20 protein-coding genes and 1 pseudogene are annotated in these 20,123 nt (G+C 37.9%); 8 read left to right on the forward strand and 13 right to left on the reverse strand.

The genetic code is table 11. The features are described 5' to 3' along the window. Positions 1-406 precede the first annotated feature (406 nt). Both parE and parC read left to right on the forward strand, forming a co-directional pair. Entirely contained in the window at positions 407-2,374 is a 1,968-nt protein-coding gene (gene parE / locus LCD32_RS08465) for a DNA topoisomerase IV subunit B (RefSeq protein ID WP_007499323.1), read from the forward strand. A 2-nt stretch (positions 2,375-2,376) separates the two neighbouring features. Further along, positions 2,377-4,818, forward strand: coding sequence for a DNA topoisomerase IV subunit A (gene parC, locus LCD32_RS08470; protein ID WP_224563502.1), 2,442 nt, complete (start codon positions 2,377-2,379; stop codon positions 4,816-4,818). A 53-nt stretch (positions 4,819-4,871) separates the two neighbouring features. Here the strand turns inward: parC and LCD32_RS19245 are convergent, their stop codons facing one another. The 3 genes from LCD32_RS19245 to LCD32_RS08480 form a co-directional block, all read right to left on the reverse strand. Next, a complete protein-coding gene (locus tag LCD32_RS19245) occupies positions 4,872-4,997 on the reverse strand; it encodes a hypothetical protein (RefSeq protein ID WP_008343787.1) in 126 nt (41 codons plus the stop codon). A gap of 29 nt (positions 4,998-5,026) precedes the next feature. Further along, positions 5,027-5,374, reverse strand: a complete 348-nt coding sequence (locus LCD32_RS08475) for a hypothetical protein (RefSeq protein WP_008343786.1) — start codon at positions 5,372-5,374, stop codon at positions 5,027-5,029. A 195-nt stretch (positions 5,375-5,569) separates the two neighbouring features. After that, positions 5,570-6,742: an MFS transporter gene (locus LCD32_RS08480; protein WP_060832363.1), complete on the reverse strand. Its 1,173-nt coding sequence runs from the start codon at positions 6,740-6,742 to the stop codon at positions 5,570-5,572. Between the two features lie 77 nt (positions 6,743-6,819). On the opposite strand from LCD32_RS08480, the gene LCD32_RS08485 reads away from it, so the two are divergent. The 3 genes and pseudogenes from LCD32_RS08485 to LCD32_RS08495 all read left to right on the forward strand — a co-directional run bounded on the left by LCD32_RS08485 (position 6,820) and on the right by LCD32_RS08495 (position 9,747). Then, the gene (locus LCD32_RS08485) at positions 6,820-7,983 is read left to right on the forward strand and encodes an isocitrate/isopropylmalate dehydrogenase family protein (RefSeq protein ID WP_056703236.1); all 1,164 of its coding nucleotides are present in this window, start codon (positions 6,820-6,822) and stop codon (positions 7,981-7,983) included. 2 nt (positions 7,984-7,985) lie between these two features. After that, positions 7,986-8,540: a sugar O-acetyltransferase gene (locus tag LCD32_RS08490; protein ID WP_224563504.1), complete on the forward strand. Its 555-nt coding sequence runs from the start codon at positions 7,986-7,988 to the stop codon at positions 8,538-8,540. A 489-nt stretch (positions 8,541-9,029) separates the two neighbouring features. Then, positions 9,030-9,747 (forward strand): annotated as a pseudogene (locus LCD32_RS08495) (DUF421 domain-containing protein). 193 nt (positions 9,748-9,940) lie between these two features. On the opposite strand, the gene LCD32_RS08500 reads toward LCD32_RS08495, so the two are convergent. After that, positions 9,941-10,606, reverse strand: a complete 666-nt coding sequence (locus tag LCD32_RS08500) for a potassium channel family protein (protein WP_035700953.1) — start codon at positions 10,604-10,606, stop codon at positions 9,941-9,943. 130 nt (positions 10,607-10,736) lie between these two features. On the opposite strand from LCD32_RS08500, the gene LCD32_RS08505 reads away from it, so the two are divergent. After that, positions 10,737-12,074: a TrkH family potassium uptake protein gene (locus LCD32_RS08505; protein ID WP_224563506.1), complete on the forward strand. Its 1,338-nt coding sequence runs from the start codon at positions 10,737-10,739 to the stop codon at positions 12,072-12,074. Positions 12,075-12,143: 69 nt separating this feature from the next. Here the strand turns inward: LCD32_RS08505 and arsC are convergent, their stop codons facing one another. The 7 genes from arsC to LCD32_RS08540 form a co-directional block, all read right to left on the reverse strand. Then, a complete protein-coding gene (gene arsC, locus LCD32_RS08510) occupies positions 12,144-12,563 on the reverse strand; it encodes an arsenate reductase (thioredoxin) (protein ID WP_224563508.1) in 420 nt (139 codons plus the stop codon). Positions 12,564-12,577: 14 nt separating this feature from the next. Beyond that, positions 12,578-13,876, reverse strand: coding sequence for an arsenic transporter (locus tag LCD32_RS08515; RefSeq protein ID WP_224563511.1), 1,299 nt, complete (start codon positions 13,874-13,876; stop codon positions 12,578-12,580). 12 nt (positions 13,877-13,888) lie between these two features. Further along, positions 13,889-14,236 (reverse strand): ArsR/SmtB family transcription factor, encoded by a 348-nt coding sequence (locus LCD32_RS08520; protein WP_411908496.1) that lies wholly within the window; start codon positions 14,234-14,236, stop codon positions 13,889-13,891. A gap of 697 nt (positions 14,237-14,933) precedes the next feature. Beyond that, entirely contained in the window at positions 14,934-15,386 is a 453-nt protein-coding gene (locus LCD32_RS08525) for a VOC family protein (RefSeq protein WP_224563514.1), read from the reverse strand. A 106-nt stretch (positions 15,387-15,492) separates the two neighbouring features. After that, complete coding sequence (locus LCD32_RS08530) at positions 15,493-16,206, reverse strand: DsbA family oxidoreductase (protein ID WP_224563517.1); 714 nt, start codon at positions 16,204-16,206, stop codon at positions 15,493-15,495. Positions 16,207-16,331: 125 nt separating this feature from the next. Continuing rightward, positions 16,332-16,952, reverse strand: coding sequence for an FMN-dependent NADH-azoreductase (locus LCD32_RS08535; protein WP_058337567.1), 621 nt, complete (start codon positions 16,950-16,952; stop codon positions 16,332-16,334). A gap of 127 nt (positions 16,953-17,079) precedes the next feature. After that, positions 17,080-17,724 carry an NAD(P)-dependent oxidoreductase gene (locus LCD32_RS08540; RefSeq protein ID WP_224563522.1) on the reverse strand — a complete coding sequence of 215 codons (645 nt, stop codon included), beginning with the start codon at positions 17,722-17,724 and terminating at the stop codon, positions 17,080-17,082. Between the two features lie 225 nt (positions 17,725-17,949). Between LCD32_RS08540 and LCD32_RS08545 the strand changes: the two genes are divergently transcribed. Further along, positions 17,950-18,537, forward strand: coding sequence for a TetR/AcrR family transcriptional regulator (locus tag LCD32_RS08545; protein WP_017359569.1), 588 nt, complete (start codon positions 17,950-17,952; stop codon positions 18,535-18,537). A 218-nt stretch (positions 18,538-18,755) separates the two neighbouring features. Here the strand turns inward: LCD32_RS08545 and LCD32_RS08550 are convergent, their stop codons facing one another. Beyond that, on the reverse strand, positions 18,756-19,337 hold the full coding sequence (locus LCD32_RS08550; RefSeq protein WP_224563524.1) for an NAD(P)H-dependent oxidoreductase: 582 nt from the start codon (positions 19,335-19,337) through the stop codon (positions 18,756-18,758). 123 nt (positions 19,338-19,460) lie between these two features. Between LCD32_RS08550 and LCD32_RS08555 the strand changes: the two genes are divergently transcribed. Continuing rightward, positions 19,461-19,805: a winged helix-turn-helix transcriptional regulator gene (locus LCD32_RS08555; protein ID WP_017359567.1), complete on the forward strand. Its 345-nt coding sequence runs from the start codon at positions 19,461-19,463 to the stop codon at positions 19,803-19,805. Positions 19,806-19,867: 62 nt separating this feature from the next. On the opposite strand, the gene LCD32_RS08560 is transcribed toward LCD32_RS08555, so the two are convergent. Beyond that, positions 19,868-20,122: a hypothetical protein gene (locus tag LCD32_RS08560; RefSeq protein ID WP_224563526.1), complete on the reverse strand. Its 255-nt coding sequence runs from the start codon at positions 20,120-20,122 to the stop codon at positions 19,868-19,870. Between the last annotated feature and the right edge of the window lies 1 nt (position 20,123).

Consider the following 20,123-nt stretch of genomic DNA (forward strand, 5'->3'; position numbering starts at 1 on the left):
AATCCTTGGTTTTTCAAGGATTTTTGCTTTTTTGTTGCAGAAATATATTTGCGATTCTAGAAGAAAGCGATAAAATAAGGCGACAGGGACCTATCGGTGACCTTGCATATCGAGAAAAAGAGCGATAAGATAAATTTAGAACATTTGTTCTGTTTTGCTAAAACCATCATATGATTGCATTTGGCTTATGAAACAGTCTTGTTTATAATGGACTTCTAGTTCTGATTGCAGAATGTAGAACATTCTCATAACCGTGCAAAAGAGCATGTATCGCTGAATCACACATGCATGGTGATGATGCAGCTTATTAAAGTGGACAGTAATGAGCAGCATGATCATCATTAAAATCTAGAGAGATCATTGATGATTAGCCGGTTATGTTTGTTAGTGAAAGGGGATTAAGCATTTGGTTAAAAAGCAGCAAGTAGATTATAACGATGATTCTATTCAGGTGCTAGAGGGGCTTGAAGCCGTCCGTAAACGCCCAGGGATGTATATTGGATCGACGGATTCACGAGGTCTTCATCACCTTGTCTATGAGATTGTAGACAACTCTGTCGATGAAGTGCTCGCTGGCCATGGAGATCATATCATTGTCAAAATACATAAAGATAACAGCATTTCCGTCCAAGATAAAGGACGCGGAATGCCTACTGGTATGCATAAGCTTGGAAAACCGACACCAGAAATCATTTTAACGGTCCTGCACGCAGGCGGAAAATTTGGTCAGGGCGGTTATAAAACAAGTGGTGGACTTCACGGGGTTGGGGCGTCCGTTGTGAACGCACTTTCAGAGTGGCTCACCGTGACGATAGAACGCGATGGATTTATTTATCACCAGCGCTTTGAACATGGCGGCAAGCCAGTCACATCACTTGAAAAAATCGGGAAAACGAAAAAGACCGGTACACTGATTCATTTTAAGCCAGATCCAACGATGTTCAGTGTCACCACCTATAATTTTGATACATTATCAGAGCGTTTAAGAGAATCAGCCTTTTTATTAAAAGGGCTAAAAATAGAGCTGATTGATGAGCGCCATGATGTGCAGGAAACCTTTTATTATGAGACAGGTATTGAAGCGTTCGTTGCTTATTTAAACGAGGAAAAGGATGTACTTAGTGAAGTCGTTTCGTTTGAAGGGGAACATCAGTCCATTGAAGTCGATTTTGCCTTTCAATTTAACGACGGATATTCAGAAAATATTTTGTCGTTCGTCAATAACGTAAGAACCAAAGATGGCGGTACGCATGAGTCTGGTGCAAAAACGGCCATGACGAGAGCCTTTAATGAATATGCACGCAAAGTGACCCTTTTAAAAGAAAAAGACAAAAATTTAGAAGGTACAGATATTCGTGAAGGCCTGTCAGCTGTTATTTCTGTCAGAATTCCTGAAGAACTTCTTCAATTTGAAGGGCAAACAAAAGGAAAGCTTGGAACGAGTGAAGCAAGGTCAGCTGTTGATGCCGTGATTTCTGAAAAATTGGCTTATTTCCTTGAAGAAAACCGCGAAACGGCGACTCTGCTTGTGAAAAAAGCGATTAAAGCGCAGCAGGCAAGAGAAGCGGCTAGAAAAGCAAGAGAAGAAGCAAGGAGCGGCAAGAAACGGAAAAAATCTGAAGCAACACTCAGCGGAAAATTAACACCTGCTCAATCTAGAAACCCGGCAAGAAACGAACTGTATCTTGTAGAGGGCGACTCAGCGGGTGGATCAGCCAAGCAAGGACGTGATCGTAAATTCCAAGCGGTGCTGCCGCTTCGAGGGAAGGTCATTAATACAGAGAAAGCAAAGCTTGCGGATATTTTCAAAAACGAAGAAATCAACACCATTATCCATGCTATTGGCGGCGGGGTTGGTGTCGATTTTAATGTAGAAGACATCAATTATGACAAAATTGTCATCATGACAGATGCTGATACAGATGGCGCGCATATTCAGGTTCTATTGCTTACATTCTTCTACCGCTATATGAAGCCGCTGATTGAGCATGGCAAAGTATTCATTGCCCTTCCGCCTTTATATAAAGTCAGCAAAGGCTCAGGGAAGAAAGAAGTCATTGAATATGCTTGGTCTGATGAAGAAATGGATGACGTACTAAAGAAAGTTGGAAAAGGATATACGATTCAGCGCTATAAAGGTTTAGGTGAAATGAATGCCGACCAGCTATGGGAAACGACAATGAATCCAGAGTCGAGAACGCTTGTCAGGGTGAAGATCGATGATGCTGCACGGGTGGAGCGCCGCGTCACGACACTGATGGGTGACAAAGTAGAACCACGCCGTAAATGGATTGAAAAGAATGTCGCCTTTGGACTTGATGAGGAAAGCAACATTCTTGAAAATGAAAACTTGTCGCTAGCTGAGGAGGTTTAAACATGGCACAACAAGAACGATTTCATGATTTACCGTTAGAAGAAGTGATTGGGGACCGTTTTGGTCGCTATAGTAAATATATTATCCAAGATCGTGCACTTCCAGATGCACGTGATGGATTAAAACCTGTACAACGAAGAATTTTATATGCGATGTATGCGGAAGGAAATACACAAGATAAAAACTTCCGTAAAGCTGCTAAAACAGTCGGTAACGTCATTGGTAACTATCATCCCCATGGTGATTCTTCTGTTTATGAAGCAATGGTGAGAATGAGCCAGGAATGGAAAGTGCGAAATGTGCTGATTGAGATGCATGGAAATAACGGGAGTATCGACGGAGATCCTCCTGCTGCCATGCGTTATACGGAAGCAAGGCTTTCTGCCATTGCATCAGAGCTTTTAAAGGACCTCGACAAGGAGACAGTCGAATTTGTCGCGAACTTTGATGATACAAGCAAAGAGCCTGTTGTCTTACCAGCGATGTTTCCCAACCTTCTTGTGAACGGGTCAACAGGGATTTCAGCCGGTTATGCGACTGATATTCCGCCGCACCACCTAGGAGAAGTGATTGATGGCGTGATTAAGCGAATCGAACAGCCGCATTGTACGGTTGAAGATTTAATGACAGTCATCAAAGGACCAGATTTCCCAACAGGCGGGATCATTCAAGGTGTGGATGGTATTAAGAAGGCATATGAAACAGGAAAAGGAAAGATTATGATTCGCGGAAAAGCGGAGATTGAAACCATCCGCGGTGGACGCCAGCAAATCGTGATCACAGAAATTCCTTATGAAGTGAATAAGGCCAATCTTGTCAAAAAGATGGACGAGTTCCGCATTGAAAGAAAAGTAGAAGGAATTTCTGAAGTTCGGGATGAGACGGATCGTACCGGTCTTCGGATTGTTGTAGAGCTGAAAAAAGAAGCGGATGCGAATGGTGTCTTGAATTTCTTATATAAAAATTCTGATCTGCAAATCCCATATAACTTTAATATGGTCGCGATACATAACAGAAGACCGACTTTAATGACGCTTACAACTGTACTAGACGCTTACATTGCTCATCAAAAAGAAGTGGTGACGAACCGCTCAGCATACGAGCTTCGAAAAGCGAAAGAGCGTCATCATATTGTAGATGGGTTAATTAAAGCTCTTTCCATTTTAGATGAAGTCATTGCGACGATTCGTTCGTCTAATGATAAGCGTGATGCGAAAAACAATTTGATGGAGAAATATGATTTTACAGAAGCTCAATCAGAAGCGATTGTTTCTCTCCAGTTATATCGTTTAACAAATACAGATATCACTCAACTAAGAGACGAAGCAAGAGAGCTTGACGTGCGAATTGCAGAGCTGGAAGACATTTTAGCGAATGAGAAGAAGCTGTTTAAAGTCATTACGAACAACTTGAAGAAGTTGAAAAAGATGTATGCTGATGAAAGACGATCTGTCATTGAGGAAAAAATTGAAGAAATTAAGATTAACCTTGAAGTGATGATCGCATCAGAGGACGTGTACGTCACAGTCACAAAGGATGGATACATCAAACGGACAAGCCAGCGTTCCTATGCTGCATCAAACGGTAAGGACTTCGGTATGAAGGATACAGACCGACTGATTCACCAGTTTGAAATGAATACAACAGATGTTCTTCTGCTCTTTACGAATAAAGGGAGCTATATTTACTGTCCAGTTCACCAGCTGCCAGATATACGCTGGAAAGACATGGGGCAGCATATTACGAATATTATTTCGATTGATCGCGATGAATCCATTCAAAAAGCGATCCCAATTAAAAAATTCGATGAATCATCGTATCTCCTGTTCTTCACAAAAGGCGGTATGGTGAAGAAAACAGAGCTTCTCCAATATAAAGCGCAACGCTATTCAAAACCGCTTGTCGCCTTGAATTTAAAAGGTGATGATGAACTTGTAGATGTTCATGTTACAACAGGTCAGCAAGAATTGTTTATTGCAACGAAAAATGGCTATGGATTATGGTTTGATGAAGAAGAAGTGAGTGTGGTCGGTCCGAGAGCGGCTGGTGTGAAAGGCATCAATTTGAAGGACGGAGACGAGGTGGTCTCTGGACAAATCATTGATCCGAAGAACAATGTGCTTGTGCTCACGACACAAAGAGGTGCTGTGAAGCGGATGAACCTCTCTGAATTTGATAAGACATCAAGAGCAAAACGTGGAGTGATCATGCTAAGAGAATTAAAGAAAAACCCTCACAGAATTGTTGCTGTGATTGCTGCTTCACTGCACGATACACTTGAGATTGATACGGAAAAGGGTGCCACGATCCCGCTCGATATTTCCACACTAAGGGCAAATGATCGTTATAGCAATGGATCGTTTATTTTAGATGAGGAAGAGCAGGGAGAAGTAACTCAAGTTCTTTTATCACCTGCTGCATCTGACCAAGATGACAATAAATAAGCAAAACGAAAACCCCCTGCGTAAGGCAGGGGGTTTTTTATGATGAGGTCAATTTAACTCTCGTGATTGCCAAACATGCTTGTGATGGCATGCACTACTTCAATTCCTTGGTAAACGAAAAGAGAAAGTGAAGTGACAGAGAATAGACCTAGAATGAATACTCTTAAGAAAAATAACATCGTGTAAAACCTCCCAATTTTTGTTTGATTTAAATGGTTGGGTTAACACGAGCTACTCGGAAATTCGAAGACTGGTAGAACACTGCAAGTAAATGCTTCTTTTTCCGGTCAAATCGATCAGTATAAGTGATGCGTGCAAATCCAGCTGCCATACTGCCAATGACTAGCAGTGCTGTAAATGCCGCAAATACTGCGTTCACATGTTTTTGTTTCTTTTCATCGCCTGCTGTCTGAACGATTTTCATTTCATGTGATTCTTGATCAGCAACCACCTTTGCATGATGGTATACCTGAACGGAATGAGGCATTGAGAACAAATGAAAACTTGCAAGTGCTATGAATAAGACTGCTAATTTTAACAGCATATTTTTTTTCATTTTTCTCACCCCTTCCTGTTTATTTTCATGATCTTACCACGTTTTCAGTTATTTGAAAAGTCTTATTTTTTTACTTTCCCTCTTTAAAAAAGCGATAAACATCAAGACATCTATAAGACTGTTTCACTTCATGAAAGGTTTCAATTTTATTTTTTAAATTTAAAAAAAGTACCGAGATCAAAGATCTGGCACTTGTCAAAAAGAATGTATTGATGTCGGTTTTGCAACAGCTTTTGTGAAGATTCCCGCAATACAAATGGCAAACAGAACAAAAATAAACGCATGAAGCAGTCCGACTTGATTGGCGAGCAGTCCTAAAACAGGGGGCCCTGATAGAGAGGCTGTATACCCAGATAAAGTGACGATACTGACACGCTTGACAGCATAGCGGCTATCATCACCAGCTGCTGAAATGGTCAGCGGGAAGCCTAAGGACGCGCCAAGTCCCCATAAAAAGATAGATATCATACACACGACGAGTGAAATCTTTAAAATCACCAAGAATAGTCCGGCGGCAGCAGATAAAATCGCGATTCTTAGCAATAGCACCCTGCCAAAGCGATCAATGAAACGTCCGCTCAGTAGTCTGCCACTAATCATCCCGCACAAAAATAATGCATAGATGACCGTACTCATTGAATGAGAAACCTGATAGCCATCAACCATTGCTAGTGGAATCCAATCATTTGCAGAACCTTCTACAAATGCGAGACATAAGGCAATCATCGCTAATGAGATCGTTCGTTTGTTCAGCCATGATGTTTGAGAAGCCTCAACTGATTCTGTCTGCGTCTCATCCTGATCTTTTCCTGTCCCGTGCGGAATAAACCGTGTACAAATCAGGATACTGAGAAAGAAAAGGAGTGCAATGGTGAGAAGGTGAATGAAGACAGACACACCTAAATAAATAAAGAGTATTCCGGCACCTGCACCAATTAACGTTCCAATACTGAAAGAAGCATGCAAAATCGGCAGGATCGTTCTCTTGATCTGATACTCAATCTCCGTTCCTTCTAAGTTCATGGCTACATTGCACATGCCTGAGCCTGAACCAAAAAGAAAAAGACCAGCAGTGACAATCAGCGTAGAAGAGAGGGCGGCGCCGATTGCAAGGGTTGAGAATCCAATAAACATCAAAAAAGCGCTGACCACAATCGCCACTCGGCCGCCTTTTTTGCGAACGAATACATTGGAAAGAATCAGCCCGACAATGGAACCTACAGATAGGCCGAGTAAAATGAGTCCCATTGTGCCTGTATCTGCTTGCAACAAATCTCTCACTTCTGGTGTCCTTGAAAACCAAGTGGAGATGGAGATCCCAGACATCGTAAAAATAACAATGATCGCTTTATACCACTTTAATTTCATCTAATCCCTCATATCTATGTAGTCTTACAGAACAAATCTACTCGATTATAAAGGAGACTTCTTGATTCGTAAATAACATGAGGGAGGATCATCATGAAGAAAATATTCCAACTTCATCATTCTTTGATAGAATAAAGACAAAAGGGGCGATACATATGTCATATCGAATAGGTGTTTTAAAGGGAGACGGGATTGGACCGGAAATTGTTAATTCTAGTATGCGTATTTTTAAGACAGCGCTGTCACAGTTCAATGAACCATTTGTGGAATTTGTAGAGTGTCCTATCGGTGCTGAAGCCATTCATTCTCATCAAGATCCAGTGCCAGCTTCTACGATAGCCGCCTTGAAAAAATGCCATGGCTGGATATTAGGACCTCATGATTCAGCTTCATATCCTGATCAATTGAAAGAAAGAAGAAATCCAAGTGGAGAACTGCGTCATACATTTGATTTATTTGCAAATATTCGTCCATCGCAATCGCTACCAGGTGTGAAAAGCGTTGCCAGTGGCGTCGACCTTGTCATTTTTCGAGAAAATACAGAAGGCTTTTATCCAGACCGGAATATGTATCAGGGGACAGGAGAGTGGATGATTACACCAGATGTCGCCATATCTACAGGTGTGTTTACAAAAAAAGCAATTACCCGTATTACCCACGCGGCCTTTCAACGTGCAGTGGAGAGGAGGGGGAAAGTCACCATTGTTCATAAAGCGAACGTGATCAAATTAGGATCTGGCTTGTTTTTACGAACATGTCAAGAGGTAGCGAAAGCATATCCGCAAGTGGAGGTTGAGGATATTCATATTGATGCGATGGCTGCTCATTTAGTGAGACGTGCAGGTGATTTTGATGTGATTGTGACAGAAAATATGTTTGGCGACATATTATCTGATCTTGCAGGGGAACTAGTCGGCAGTTTAGGAATGGCACCCTCATTAAATTGTAACGAAAATCAAGCGATGGCACAGGCGGCACATGGTTCAGCACCGGATATTGCTGGTCAAAATATCGCCAATCCAATGGGCATGATTCTTTCTACAGTGATGCTTTGTAACTGGCTACATGTGAAATATCAAGATGAAAGATTAAAACAGACAGCCAGTCTGATCGAACATACTCTTGGTGAGACCTTAAAAAAGAACTTGAAAACGAAGGATTTAGGAGGAAATGAGACGACGACACAATTCACCGAGGCATTCATTCAAACGATGAATGAAGTTTCAATAAAAGGGAGATGAACATGAAAACAGAAAAAGAAAAGATGATCAAGGGAGAATACTATCATCCAAATGACCACACATTGATGGCAGATCGAGCAAAAGCGCGACAATTGACATTTGCCTATCAGCAAACAAATGAGCCATCACAGAGAAAGGCCATTTTAAAGGAGCTTTTAGGCGCTTGCGGAGAAGATGTGGTGTTTGAAGGCAGAATACAATGTGATTATGGATACAATATCGAGGTTGGTGAGCATTTTTTTGCGAATTTTGATGCTGTGTTATTAGATGTTTGCAAGATTACAATTGGAGATCATTGTTTGTTTGGTCCGAATGTACATATATATACAGCTGGACATCCATTAAATCCAGAAGAACGTCAAACAGGTATTGAATTTGGCAAACCAGTCACAATTGGACATCATGTATGGATTGGCGGCGGTGCCATTATCAATCCAGGTGTGACAATCGGAGATCATGCTGTCATTGCATCAGGAGCCGTTGTGACAAAAGATGTTCCGGCAAATGTGATTGTTGGCGGGAATCCTGCAAAAATCTTAAAACATTTAGAGGAATGAAAATCTGACGAATCAACCGTTGGATTTTCATTTTTTATTTTATCTCAATAAGATAAGTATACTTAATAATGAGACAAAGAAAATTCAATTGTTTCTTAACTTCCTAGAATATATATTATGTAAACTAAAAAGAAAATATAAAGGTGAATTTAGATCAATTATTTTATACCCATCTTTCTATACATGTTTCCAATGATAATTACGTCTTTTACTTGCTTGAACAGCTCCCTTGTCTCTATGACAAAAATTCAATCATGTTCTTTCCTCCCATCAGTGGTCTTCATTATCAAAGTTTATTTACATGAAAATCTGTATCAATTTACCATGATAAAAAAACGTTCTAACCATAAAATAAGAACTCTCCTTACCATTATCCAAAAAGTTAAGAAAGGTTGTTGAGTGATTGAAGATGAAAAACAAATTGATCATTCCAAATATCGCCTCATCTACTAGAGAATTGGGGCTTAGATACAATGGTGATAATAAATAATGGAAACATTAATGGAAATCTTAAAGGTGTATGGAAGGATCATTACTATCATCCCCTGTCTTTTAATTATGACATTGTTTATGGGAAAACGGGCCATCGGAGAAGTGCCTGTATTTGATTTCTTGATCATTATTGTACTTGGTGCTGTGGCAGGGGCAGATATCGCTGATCCGGATATTCCTCATGTGTATACATTTTTAACAATAATAGCTATAGGGGTCTTACAAATTATTGTCAAAATTGAAATTAAAACACCGAGCTTTTGGACGAATGATAACATTTGAACCAACTATTGTTATCCGAAATGGTGTTTTTATTGTAGGAAATTTAAAAAAAATCCGATATTCCTTAGATAATGTCTTACAAATGTTAAGAGAAAAAGATATTTTTGATGTAAATGATGTAGAGATAGCCTTAATCGAACCAAATGGGAAACTAACGGCTTTTAAAAAACCACATAAATTGACTATTACTGCAGAGGATTTAGGAATTAAAAAAGCATCTGATAATATTGCTTATCCTGTTATTATTGAAGGTAACATAGAAAATCAGATTCTCACTCAATTACATTTAAATGAACAGTGGCTTATTCAGGAGTTACAAAAGAAAGATCTGAAAATGGGTGATATTTTTTATGCATCTGTTAATGCGAACCATGAATTGCACGTATCATTAAATAGTCACCACAAATCCTTTAAGCCGGAGATAAATCATTAGTCTCACTTTTTTGTATATCCAGTACTGCTTGTAGAAATTCTCCAATAGCAATTAATCATCACTCCCCTTCACCCTGTAAACGTTTAAAAGAGCGATGTGCAATGTCGTATGCTACGACATCATAAGTCCTCCAAATAGGCTTTAGGCGAACTCCATCGCCCCGTTCACAGATGTATTGGACTTAGGGTGATCATTAACCTTGTAATTCATTTCTTTCAAAACGAGCGATATCTTTCATTGCTCCAATTACAATTAAGATATCGTTTTTCTGAATTTGTTCATGAGCAAGCGGGGAAATAATCACTTCTTTCCCTCGTTTGATAGCTACAATATTGATTTGATATCTTGCTCTAATATCAAGGTCAAGTAATGACTGATTTTCTAAATGGCCGTTTGCTTCAACCTCAATTAGTCCATATTCATCAGATAACTCCAAGTATTCGATGACATTATTTGTAATGATTTTATGCGCGATTCTTTTCCCCATATCTCTTTCTGGATGAACAACTCGATCGGCCCCAATTTTATTTAGTAACTTTTCATGGTAGTCGTTTTGTGCTTTTACCGTTACCAGCTTAACACCAAGTTCCTTTAATATAATGGTTGTTAAAATACTAGCCTGGATGTTTTCACCTATAGCCACTATGACATGATCAAAGTTTCGCATTCCTAAGTTTTTCAATACGGCTTCATCTGTTGAATCGCCAATGACTGCATGCGAAGCGATTTGCGCATATTCGTTTACACGATCTTCATTTAGATCTATAGCTAGCACTTCAAGTCCCTCTTCACTTAATGCTTTACATATACTTCCCCCGAAACGACCTAACCCGATAACAGCAAATTCTTTTTTTGGCATTTTAATGACTCCTTTTGTTGTCTATCAAATCTTTTCTCTATTTAAATAAAAACATCAGAGATAAACATTCCTATCCCTATTCGTTATATAATAACATTAAAATTTCAAGTGAGTGAAAGTAGGATAGGAAATGTTTAAATACGATCATTTTTTAAAAAAACCAGTAAAATTAACGCCTCCTCAAATTTTATTGTTTGGATTTTTGACGGTCATAGTGATAGGGGCATTTTTTTTAACTCTACCGTTCTCTACTGTTGAACCCATCTCAATCATTGATGCTTTCTTTACAGCTGTTTCCGCAACAACGGTTACAGGTTTAGCTGTGGTTGATACAGGAACAACCTTTACTTTATTCGGGCAAATTGTCATTATGCTGATGATACAAATTGGTGGGCTTGGTTTTTTAACTTTAGCCGTCATGGTCATCTTGTTATTTGGTAAAAAGGTAGGTTTACGAGAGAGATTATTGGTTCAAGAGGCTTTTAATCTGACAAATATAGGTGGTATTGTACGTCTTATAAAGGTTTTGTTTATCTTTTCAATAACATTCGAGTTAATGGCTATGTGTCTATTATCATTTCGGTGGGTACCAGAATATGGTTTTTCGAAAGGGGTATACATCAGTTTATTTCATTCCATTTCTGCTTTTAACAACGCAGGTTTTTCTCTTTTTTCAAATAGTTTGATGAACTATGTAAATGACCCACTGATAAATTTGACCATCACCATCCTGTTTATCATTGGTGGTCTTGGATTTACAGTGATATTTGACATTTGGAATAAGCGGAGATTTAAATTGTTATCAATCCATTCGAAACTGATGATCATAGGAACCCTCATAACAAATGGTGTTGCGCTTTTACTCATCTTTTTAATGGAATATGGAAACCCCCATACTCTAGGTTCTATGAATCTTCTTGATAAATTTTGGGCCTCTTATTTTCAAGCTGTAACACCAAGAACTGCAGGTTTTAATTCGCTTGATATAGTACATATGCATGAAAGCTCTTTAACTCTTATGATGCTTCTTATGTTTATTGGTGCGGGAAGTGCGTCCACAGGAAGCGGGATTAAGTTAACAACGATGATGATCATTTTGATCTCTGTCCTGCATTTTCTGAAAGGGAATAAAGAACCGGTTATCTATAGACGTACAATAAAACATGATGTAGTTATTAAGGCATTATCTATTAGTTTTATCAGTTTATGTTTTGTGTTCATCACCATTTTTTTATTGACGATGACTGAAAAGGCTCCTTTCATTGATATTGTTTTTGAATCTTTCTCAGCGTTTGGTACGGTAGGACTTTCAATGGGATTAACACCGGATTTAACGTTTTTAGGTAAGGTTATTCTTTCGATTCTGATGTTTATTGGTAGAGTAGGTTCTCTCACCATCGTATTTATCTTTATGAAACGAACGAAAAGCCCAATACGTTATCCTGAGGGAGAAGTATTTGTCGGTTAAAGTTAAAATAAACTTTAATGGATTCACCTTCACCATGCTGAAGGTGAATCCATTTTTCATTACAAGAAGTTACTTTCCAGTCTCAGCAAACTGTTTCAATCGATCTCCAATTTCATCTCTTACCCTTTGGAAAAATGACCACTTCTCTTCTTCTGTTCCTTCTGCTTTTGCTGGATCATCAAAGCCCCAATGGACACGTTCGACATGAGGAGGAGTCATCGGGCATTTATCAGCTGCGTCACCGCATAGTGTTACGACTAAGTCAGCGTGATGCAATATTTTCTGATTAATCAGGTCAGACGTTTGATTAGAAATATCAATCCCTATTTCTTTCATTGCTTTTACAGCATTCGGATTTAATCCATGAGCTTCGATACCAGCACTATAGACCTTCCACTCATCTCCAAGATGTTTTTTAGCCCAACCTTCAGCCATTTGACTGCGGCAAGAATTACCGGTACATAAAAAGTATATTGTTTTCTTTGACATGTTGATCGTCTCCTTTAATGTATAATCAATAGCCAGAAATACAAAGCTAAAAGTGTAATGAATAGTGTTGGTACAGTTAAAATGACCCCTATTTTGAAATATGTCCCCCAGGAAATCTTCACACCTTTTTGAGAAAGGACATGAAGCCATAGAAGTGTTGCTAAGGAGCCAATGGGCGTAATTTTTGGTCCTAAATCAGAACCAATGACATTTGCGTATATTAACGCTTCTCTCATCATTCCTTGTGTATCGGTGCCGGATATGGCTAATGCATCGATCATGACCGTCGGCATATTATTCATGACAGATGAAAGAATCGCTGCGATAAATCCCATACCAAGAGTCCCTGCCAATAAACCTTGATCTGCTACAGCTTGAATTACGCTTGAAAGAGCATCAGTAAGTCCTGCATTTCGCATGCCATAGACAACAACGTACATACCTATGGAAAAGAAAACGATCGCCCAGGGAGCTTCTTTTAGAACGCTTTTTGTTTGAACAGAAGGGCTTTTTTGTGCAATGACCAAGAATAAAATGGCGATCACACCAGCTATGACAGATACAGGTATAGATAAGAATTCGCTTGCAAAATAACCAATCAATAAAAAAGCTAATATATACCAAGATAATCTAAACATCTTTGGATCTTTTATTGCTTCACTCGGGTGTTTTAAATCATTCATATCATAGCGTTTAGGTATACTCTTTCTAAAGAAAAGGTACAGTACAGTGATACTCGCAAGCAATGAAAAAAGGTTTGGAACAACCATTCTGGATGCATATTCAATAAACGTAATGTTAAAATAGTCGGCTGTTACAATGTTCACTAAATTACTAACGACAAGGGGCAGTGAGGTTGTGTCTGCAATAAACCCACTCGCGATAATAAAAGGGAATACTATTTTTTCATTGAAGTTTAATGCTCTGACCATGGCTAAAACAATGGGTGTCAAAATAAGTGCTGCACCATCGTTTGCAAATAAAGCAGCGACGATTGCCCCAAGGATGGTCACATACACAAACATACGTAGCCCACTGCCTTTTGCAGCCTTTGCCATATGCAATGCTGCCCATTCAAAAAAGCCGATTCGATCAAGGATGAGTGAAATGACGATAATGGCGACAAAAGCTAAAGTCGCATTCCAAACAATGCCTGTCACGGTGATCACATCGTCTACATTCACAACACCTACGATTAATGCTAAAATAGCTCCTCCACAAGCGGACCACCCTATGGATAAATTTTTTGGCTGCCAAATAACCAGTACCAAAGTGAACAAAAATATGATTAATGATAAAACGGCAAAACTCAAACCCATCCCTCCTTACGAACAAGAAATGTTTGTTGCTTTATGTTGTATACTTTTTAAAAGGTCATCTTCTTTATTAATTTGATTTAAGATGATCCGAATCGTCTCAAATTCTGGAGACAGTGTATTGATTGAATAATAACGCCACTGCCCTTTTCTGTTCTCATGAACAAATCCAGCTTTTTTTAATTTTCGTAGATGCTGACTAATCGCTGGTTGACTCATTTCGAACATATCTACCAGTTCACAAACACAATATTCTTTCTCCAAAAACAATTTCATCATGATCAGTCTTGTTTGATCACTGAGTGTTTTTAAACAATTCGACATATGTGTCACACCAATTGAAACATCTGTAGTCACAATGATTCCCCCTCTTTTCAACTCCTTCAATAGTATATAACTGAAAACTTATATAATCAATTGATTATATGAATTCAAACAAAAATTGATTCGTGTGAAAATGATTGATTTAAATACCGACTTCTCTTCTTCAAATGAAACCACATAGTTATTTAAATAGCCCAGTTCTCTATATTGGCAAAAAAGGTGTTGATAAAAACAAAAGACAGAGGTCTTGTGCCTTTTATCATTCGAGTGAAATTAAATAATCAAGAAGAAAAAACTTACGAGGCAAAGACGGTTATACATGCCACTGGTACGTGGAAAAACCCTAACCCAATAAATGCTGAAGGGATTATGACAGAAAATGAAAAAAGAGTTGCTAATCGAATGGCATTCCTGATATTTTAAATCGCGATCTGACTCGGTATCAGAATTGCATTGGGCATTCTGCTGTTAACACTTTGCTAGAGCTGCCAAAGCTAAAAGAGACATCAAAAAGCACAGAAATGATATGGATTTTAAGAAAGCAGGATATTAGTGAGGTATTAAGAGGAGAAAACAATGATCAATTGCCTGTAAGAGGTCAACTAGATGGAAAGGACCCTTCTTGGTGTCCTTTGATCAGAAGGAGAAAGAGGGTCCATTAATAAAAATACAGTTATTGTTTCAACTAATTAAAGGACCCTTGTTCTTGTCTTGGTACAAATTAGATAGGTCATAAAGGTTTTTGGGGTAATTCCATTATTTGAATCTCCATCCCCCATGAAGTTGTGATATAGAAAAATCCAAGAGGGCTCAGCTCTCTAACTTTAACATCAGACTGTTCTGCAAAATATTTTAAAGCTTCTTCTATATCGGTAACTGTAATAGCTAGATGAGCTACACCGATATCACTGGGTTTTAGGTGAACATTCTGTTGATCTGGCGTCGACCATTGAACCAGTTCGATCTTTCTACCGCCATATTGCAAAAATGCCGCCCCTTCTACAACTGACTGTTCGTGAACCCCAAAGTATCTTTTTAAACTATCGTCCTCAAACTGCATCCGTCTTGGCCGGAACAAGACTTCAAAACCCAAAATATGAGTGAAGAATTCAACTGCTACTTCGATATCGGGTACTACAAATCCTGAATGCTCGATTGTGCCTTGGAAAATTGTATTTTTCATATCGCTAAACCCCTTTGATTTTTGGAAGTAAATGTTTCATTATAAAGTGGTATTTAAAGTAGCTATATCAATCTTTTGTGATTTCTATATCTTTTTTGAATATCCATTAAAATTTACATGTTCCATCTGAACAATATTCATCGAGCGACGACTCTAATTTATGCTCTTCAACCTTACGATTCCCGTACTCTTCTTTCCATACCTGTTGTAATGTTTCTAAAAACACTTCGCTAGGTTGTGCTCCTGAGATGACATATTTATCATTCACAACGTAAAAGGGCACGCCCTGAATCCCAATTTTTGATCCCTCGGCTCTATCAGCTGCAATATTCTCGCTATATTGATCATTTGCTAAAACATCCAAGGCTTCGTTGCCATCAAGACCTATTTCACTTGTAAGTTGAGCAAGTGTTGCGTGATCACCGATATCTAGTGAATCCGTGAAATGAGCTTTCAAAATACGCTCCATAAACTCCCGTATCTTCCCTTTCTCTTTTGCATAATAAGAAAGACGAAGTGCATCATATGAATTCGTAGGAATCATTGTATCAAATTGATAATCTAACCCAATCTCTTTTGCTTTCTGTTTCAATTGATTGTTTCTTGCTTTTGCTTTTTCATATGGAATACCATGCTTGGAAGATGCTACTTGATGGATATCCATTCCTGTATTTTTTTTCGCATATGGATCTAATTGAAAATGACGAAATAAGACTTCGACCTCTTCTTTATGTTCAAACTGTTCTAACCCTATTTCAAATTGACGTTTGCCAATATAACAAAACGGACAAACAAAATCAGACCAAATTTCTACTTTCATCATATGTTCCCCCTTTATGATTTTGATGAATGTATTTTGTCTATTCTTCTTTATTACGCTTTTGAACGTGCGAGGTGGGATGATGTTAATTAAAATCTTTTTAACTAATCCCACCAAAGCTTTTTTTAAAACGTTCGTGCTACCTCTTTTGCTTTTTCAATTGTTGAAGTAACAATTTCTTCTTCTTTAGTTGGATCATAGTCAATACCTTCAACAAAAATCGTTGGTTCCACTTCAATTCCTACAAACTTTAGCGCACCTCTTACGTAAGAATCAGAATGTTCCATTCCAATTGCCTGCGAATAAAATCCTCCCATTCCATGAATATGGATTGCTTTTTTCCCTTTCATCAATCCTTCTGGACCTTCTGATGTATATTTAAACGTTTTTCCAGCACTCATGATTGTATCAAAATAGGCTTTTAATAAAGGTTGGATTCCTAAATTCCACATTGAAGACTGAATGATGTATTTATCTGCTTCCATAAATTGCTTTGTGAATGCATTCACTGCTTCTATTTTTTGTGCTTCAACATCTGTTAGCACTTCCCCACTTCTTAACTTCTTTTGTCCAGTTAAAAAATCAGCATCGATTAATGGCACATTTGCATAATAGACATCTACTTCTATTATTTCATCTGTTGGATTTACTTCCTTATATTCATTGATAAATGCTCTAGCAACTTGCGTACTTCTTGATTGTTCCTCACTTTGAGGTGTTCCTTTAACAAATAATACTTTTGACATGATCATTTCCCCTTTATGATTTTGATTTTGAATACTTATAAAAAGAATTCACACGCAATGTTTTGGTATGACTCTAAATGATTCCTATAATTTCTGCTGAATCAACAACCTCATACAAAAAGCTGATTTAATCATTATAAACAATGGGCATTTTTCCGATTAATTGGTGTTGCCTAGCAGCGTCATACATGAGTTTAGCGACATTTTCCCTAGATACGGACATTTTAGCTGGCTGATCGCCGAATGAATAACCGTAAGATTGCCCGTTGTATTTGATATTAGGATTAATGATTCGAACGACTGTCCAATCCAGGTTCGATTCTTTAATCAGTTCTCCTATCTTCTTCATTTCGGCATAACCATTTGGCATGAGAAGTTTAGGCAATATTCTTGGCAATATCGTCGATAAGCTTTTCTTATCGTCTTCAGATTGCAAGGCTGGCGTCGCGAGTGTAATCAACCTTTTTTTGGTGAACTTCTTCATCGCTTTGACAATTCGGTTATGTCCGTCGGCGATCGGTGTACCTTTTTGTTTTCGAGACAAATCAATGCCGGGACCTAAGGTGCTTATCACGACATCAGCTTCTGAAACTGCCGTTTCAATAGCTGAAGTGTTCGTTAGTTCACCCGTTACAATGCGTAAATTCGAATGCTTTTGCTTGATTTTCTCAGGGTTTCTAACATATACCGTAACGATATCTCCGTTTTCTAATGCAAACTGTGTTAAAAGTTGACCGATTGCACCAGTTGCACCAAAAATAGTGATGTTCATGGTCGTCTATCTCCTTTTGTTATTCAGAATGATCACAATGATTTCCTTGATCAAAAATCTTTCGTAATAACATGTGTTATTTAAGCAACGCGCGTTGTATAATTGATGATAAGATGAAAAAGAATAATAAACAATAACCAAAATAGCCAATATGTAGTTTACGCAACACTTCTAATGTATTGTCGTTTTTAGACAAGATGATGAACCCTAAAAGGAGAAGAAAAAATGATTATGCCAAAAAAAGATCCGAGAATACTTCGTACAAGACAATTGATTGTAGACTCTTTTCTTTCGTTAGCTAGTGAAAAAGATTTCAACCATATAACGGTACGTGATATCACAGAAAAGGCTACTATTAACCGGGCTACATTTTATGCGCACTTTGACGATAAATTTGATTTGTTACATTCTACAATCACCAATACATTTACAGACAAATTGAAAAAAAGAATCAATGATCACGATGCATTCAATGAAAAAGTCATTGCAAATATTTTTCTAGCCATGTGTGATCACCATAAAGAGATAAGCGACCTATGTCCCAAAGGTTATCATTCTTTAGGAACTATTATCGAAAGTAAAATTAAAGAGGAGTTACAGAAACTAATAGCTGATCTTATGCTAAAAGGAACTAAAAACATCATCGAATTCGAGGATAAACAAATGGTAACAACCCTATCTACTATGCTAAGTTGGGGGATATACGGAGCTGCATACACATGGAATAAGGATGGAAGACTTATTTCATCAGAAGAGCTAGTGACTAAGACCCTGCCTATCTTTAAAAATGGCATGAGTCAGTATTATCTTTAATGAAAATGATGTTAACAATCTGCTTGAGCCGGCAGTGCTATAAAAAATATTAAAAAAACACAGAAATGGTATGGGTTTAAATAATGGGGTATTTGGAGGAGATCAAGAGGTCAATTAGGCAGGCTCGATTTGTTGTTGCTTAAATGACAAAACTTCTACGACCTTCTCAATAAATTAAATCGGTCGTAGAAGATGGCCCTTATTTGTTGTACTGTAAATCAAATATTCTGGGATATTTCTTTTAAGAATTGCTTTCTCTTTTCATCTGTTGTTAAATTCACTCTAGAAAAATGAATCCATTTCGTGGATTCATTTTTCAATCCCAAATCTGCTAGCGTTCTGTTAATAAAAACGCTTTGAATGGCATTTCCAGCTTCAGATTCTATATACTTTTTATCTGTAGTTGATGTTGAGATCACGGTTGTTTTTTTTATATTTGTTAATAAACCTTTTAAAGTACCAGTATTTTGATCTTCAATGAATGCGAAACCGCTTAACATCACTTTATCAATAAATCCTTTTAAAATAGCAGGTAGATCCCACCACCAGACTGGGAATATAAATACCAATTCTGTTGACTGTTTTAATTTTTCTTGATAATCCTTCACTAATAGATAAGGCGTTTCTCCTTTATGAAAATGCTTTAATTCTTCAGCTGTAAAAACAGGATTAAATCCATCTTTATATAAATCGATTACTTGAAACGGTTCTCTCTTTGTTTCTAATTTTTCTGTTATGGAAGTCAAAATGGCATGATTATAGCTTCCATCCCAAGGATGTGCATAGACAATCGTTTTCATTATTCATTCACCCTTTTTCTGAGTTTTGTATCATTTTTTGATGTACATTCATTTTATTATGTGCTATAACATACTACAAGTACGGTAATCAAAGTGCGATACTAATCCAAAGGAGAGTATAAAATGAATGAGGAGTCCTTCCAGACGAAAGCTGAGCTAAAAGATACTGGTTTTGGGTATACTTTGTCATTAATTGGTGGGAAATATAAAATGCCAGTTCTGTATGCTTTATATTCAAACGATGGTCCTGTCCGCTATAATCAGCTGAAACGTAAGCTCGGAACGATTTCTTTTAAAACATTAACCAATACACTAAAAGAGCTTGAAGCGGATCACTTAATTCATCGTAAAGAATATCCCCAAGTGCCTCCAAAAGTAGAATATAGTTTATCTGAAAAGGGTTTATCACTGATGCCTGTATTAGATGAGATATGTTATTGGGGAGAGGAACAAATGAAAAATAATTAGGTAGAGTGGAAAGAAAGCTACTACGGTTTAAACATGCTTTCTAAAGTAGCTTTCTTCTCATCTTATATCAATCCGATTGGCTCATTTTGTTGATGCGCTAACTCCATTCCTTCTGCCAGATAGAGAGCGTTCTTCTTATCTATATCATCATCAGGCCAATTGTGGATCAGTTGACGTAATCTAACTGCAACGGTCTTACAAACATCTGGCATTAAGTAACTATCAGAATCCGAAAGATTCAGCAAAGGAATGATGTCATCTGTATAGTTCTCAAATGGTATGTCCCCGCCAAAACCCTCCATATCATCTAAATTCATT

This window comes from Bacillus sp. RSS_NA_20 (assembly GCF_020165915.1).
GTDB classification, from domain to species: domain Bacteria; phylum Bacillota; class Bacilli; order Bacillales; family Bacillaceae; genus Bacillus; species Bacillus altitudinis.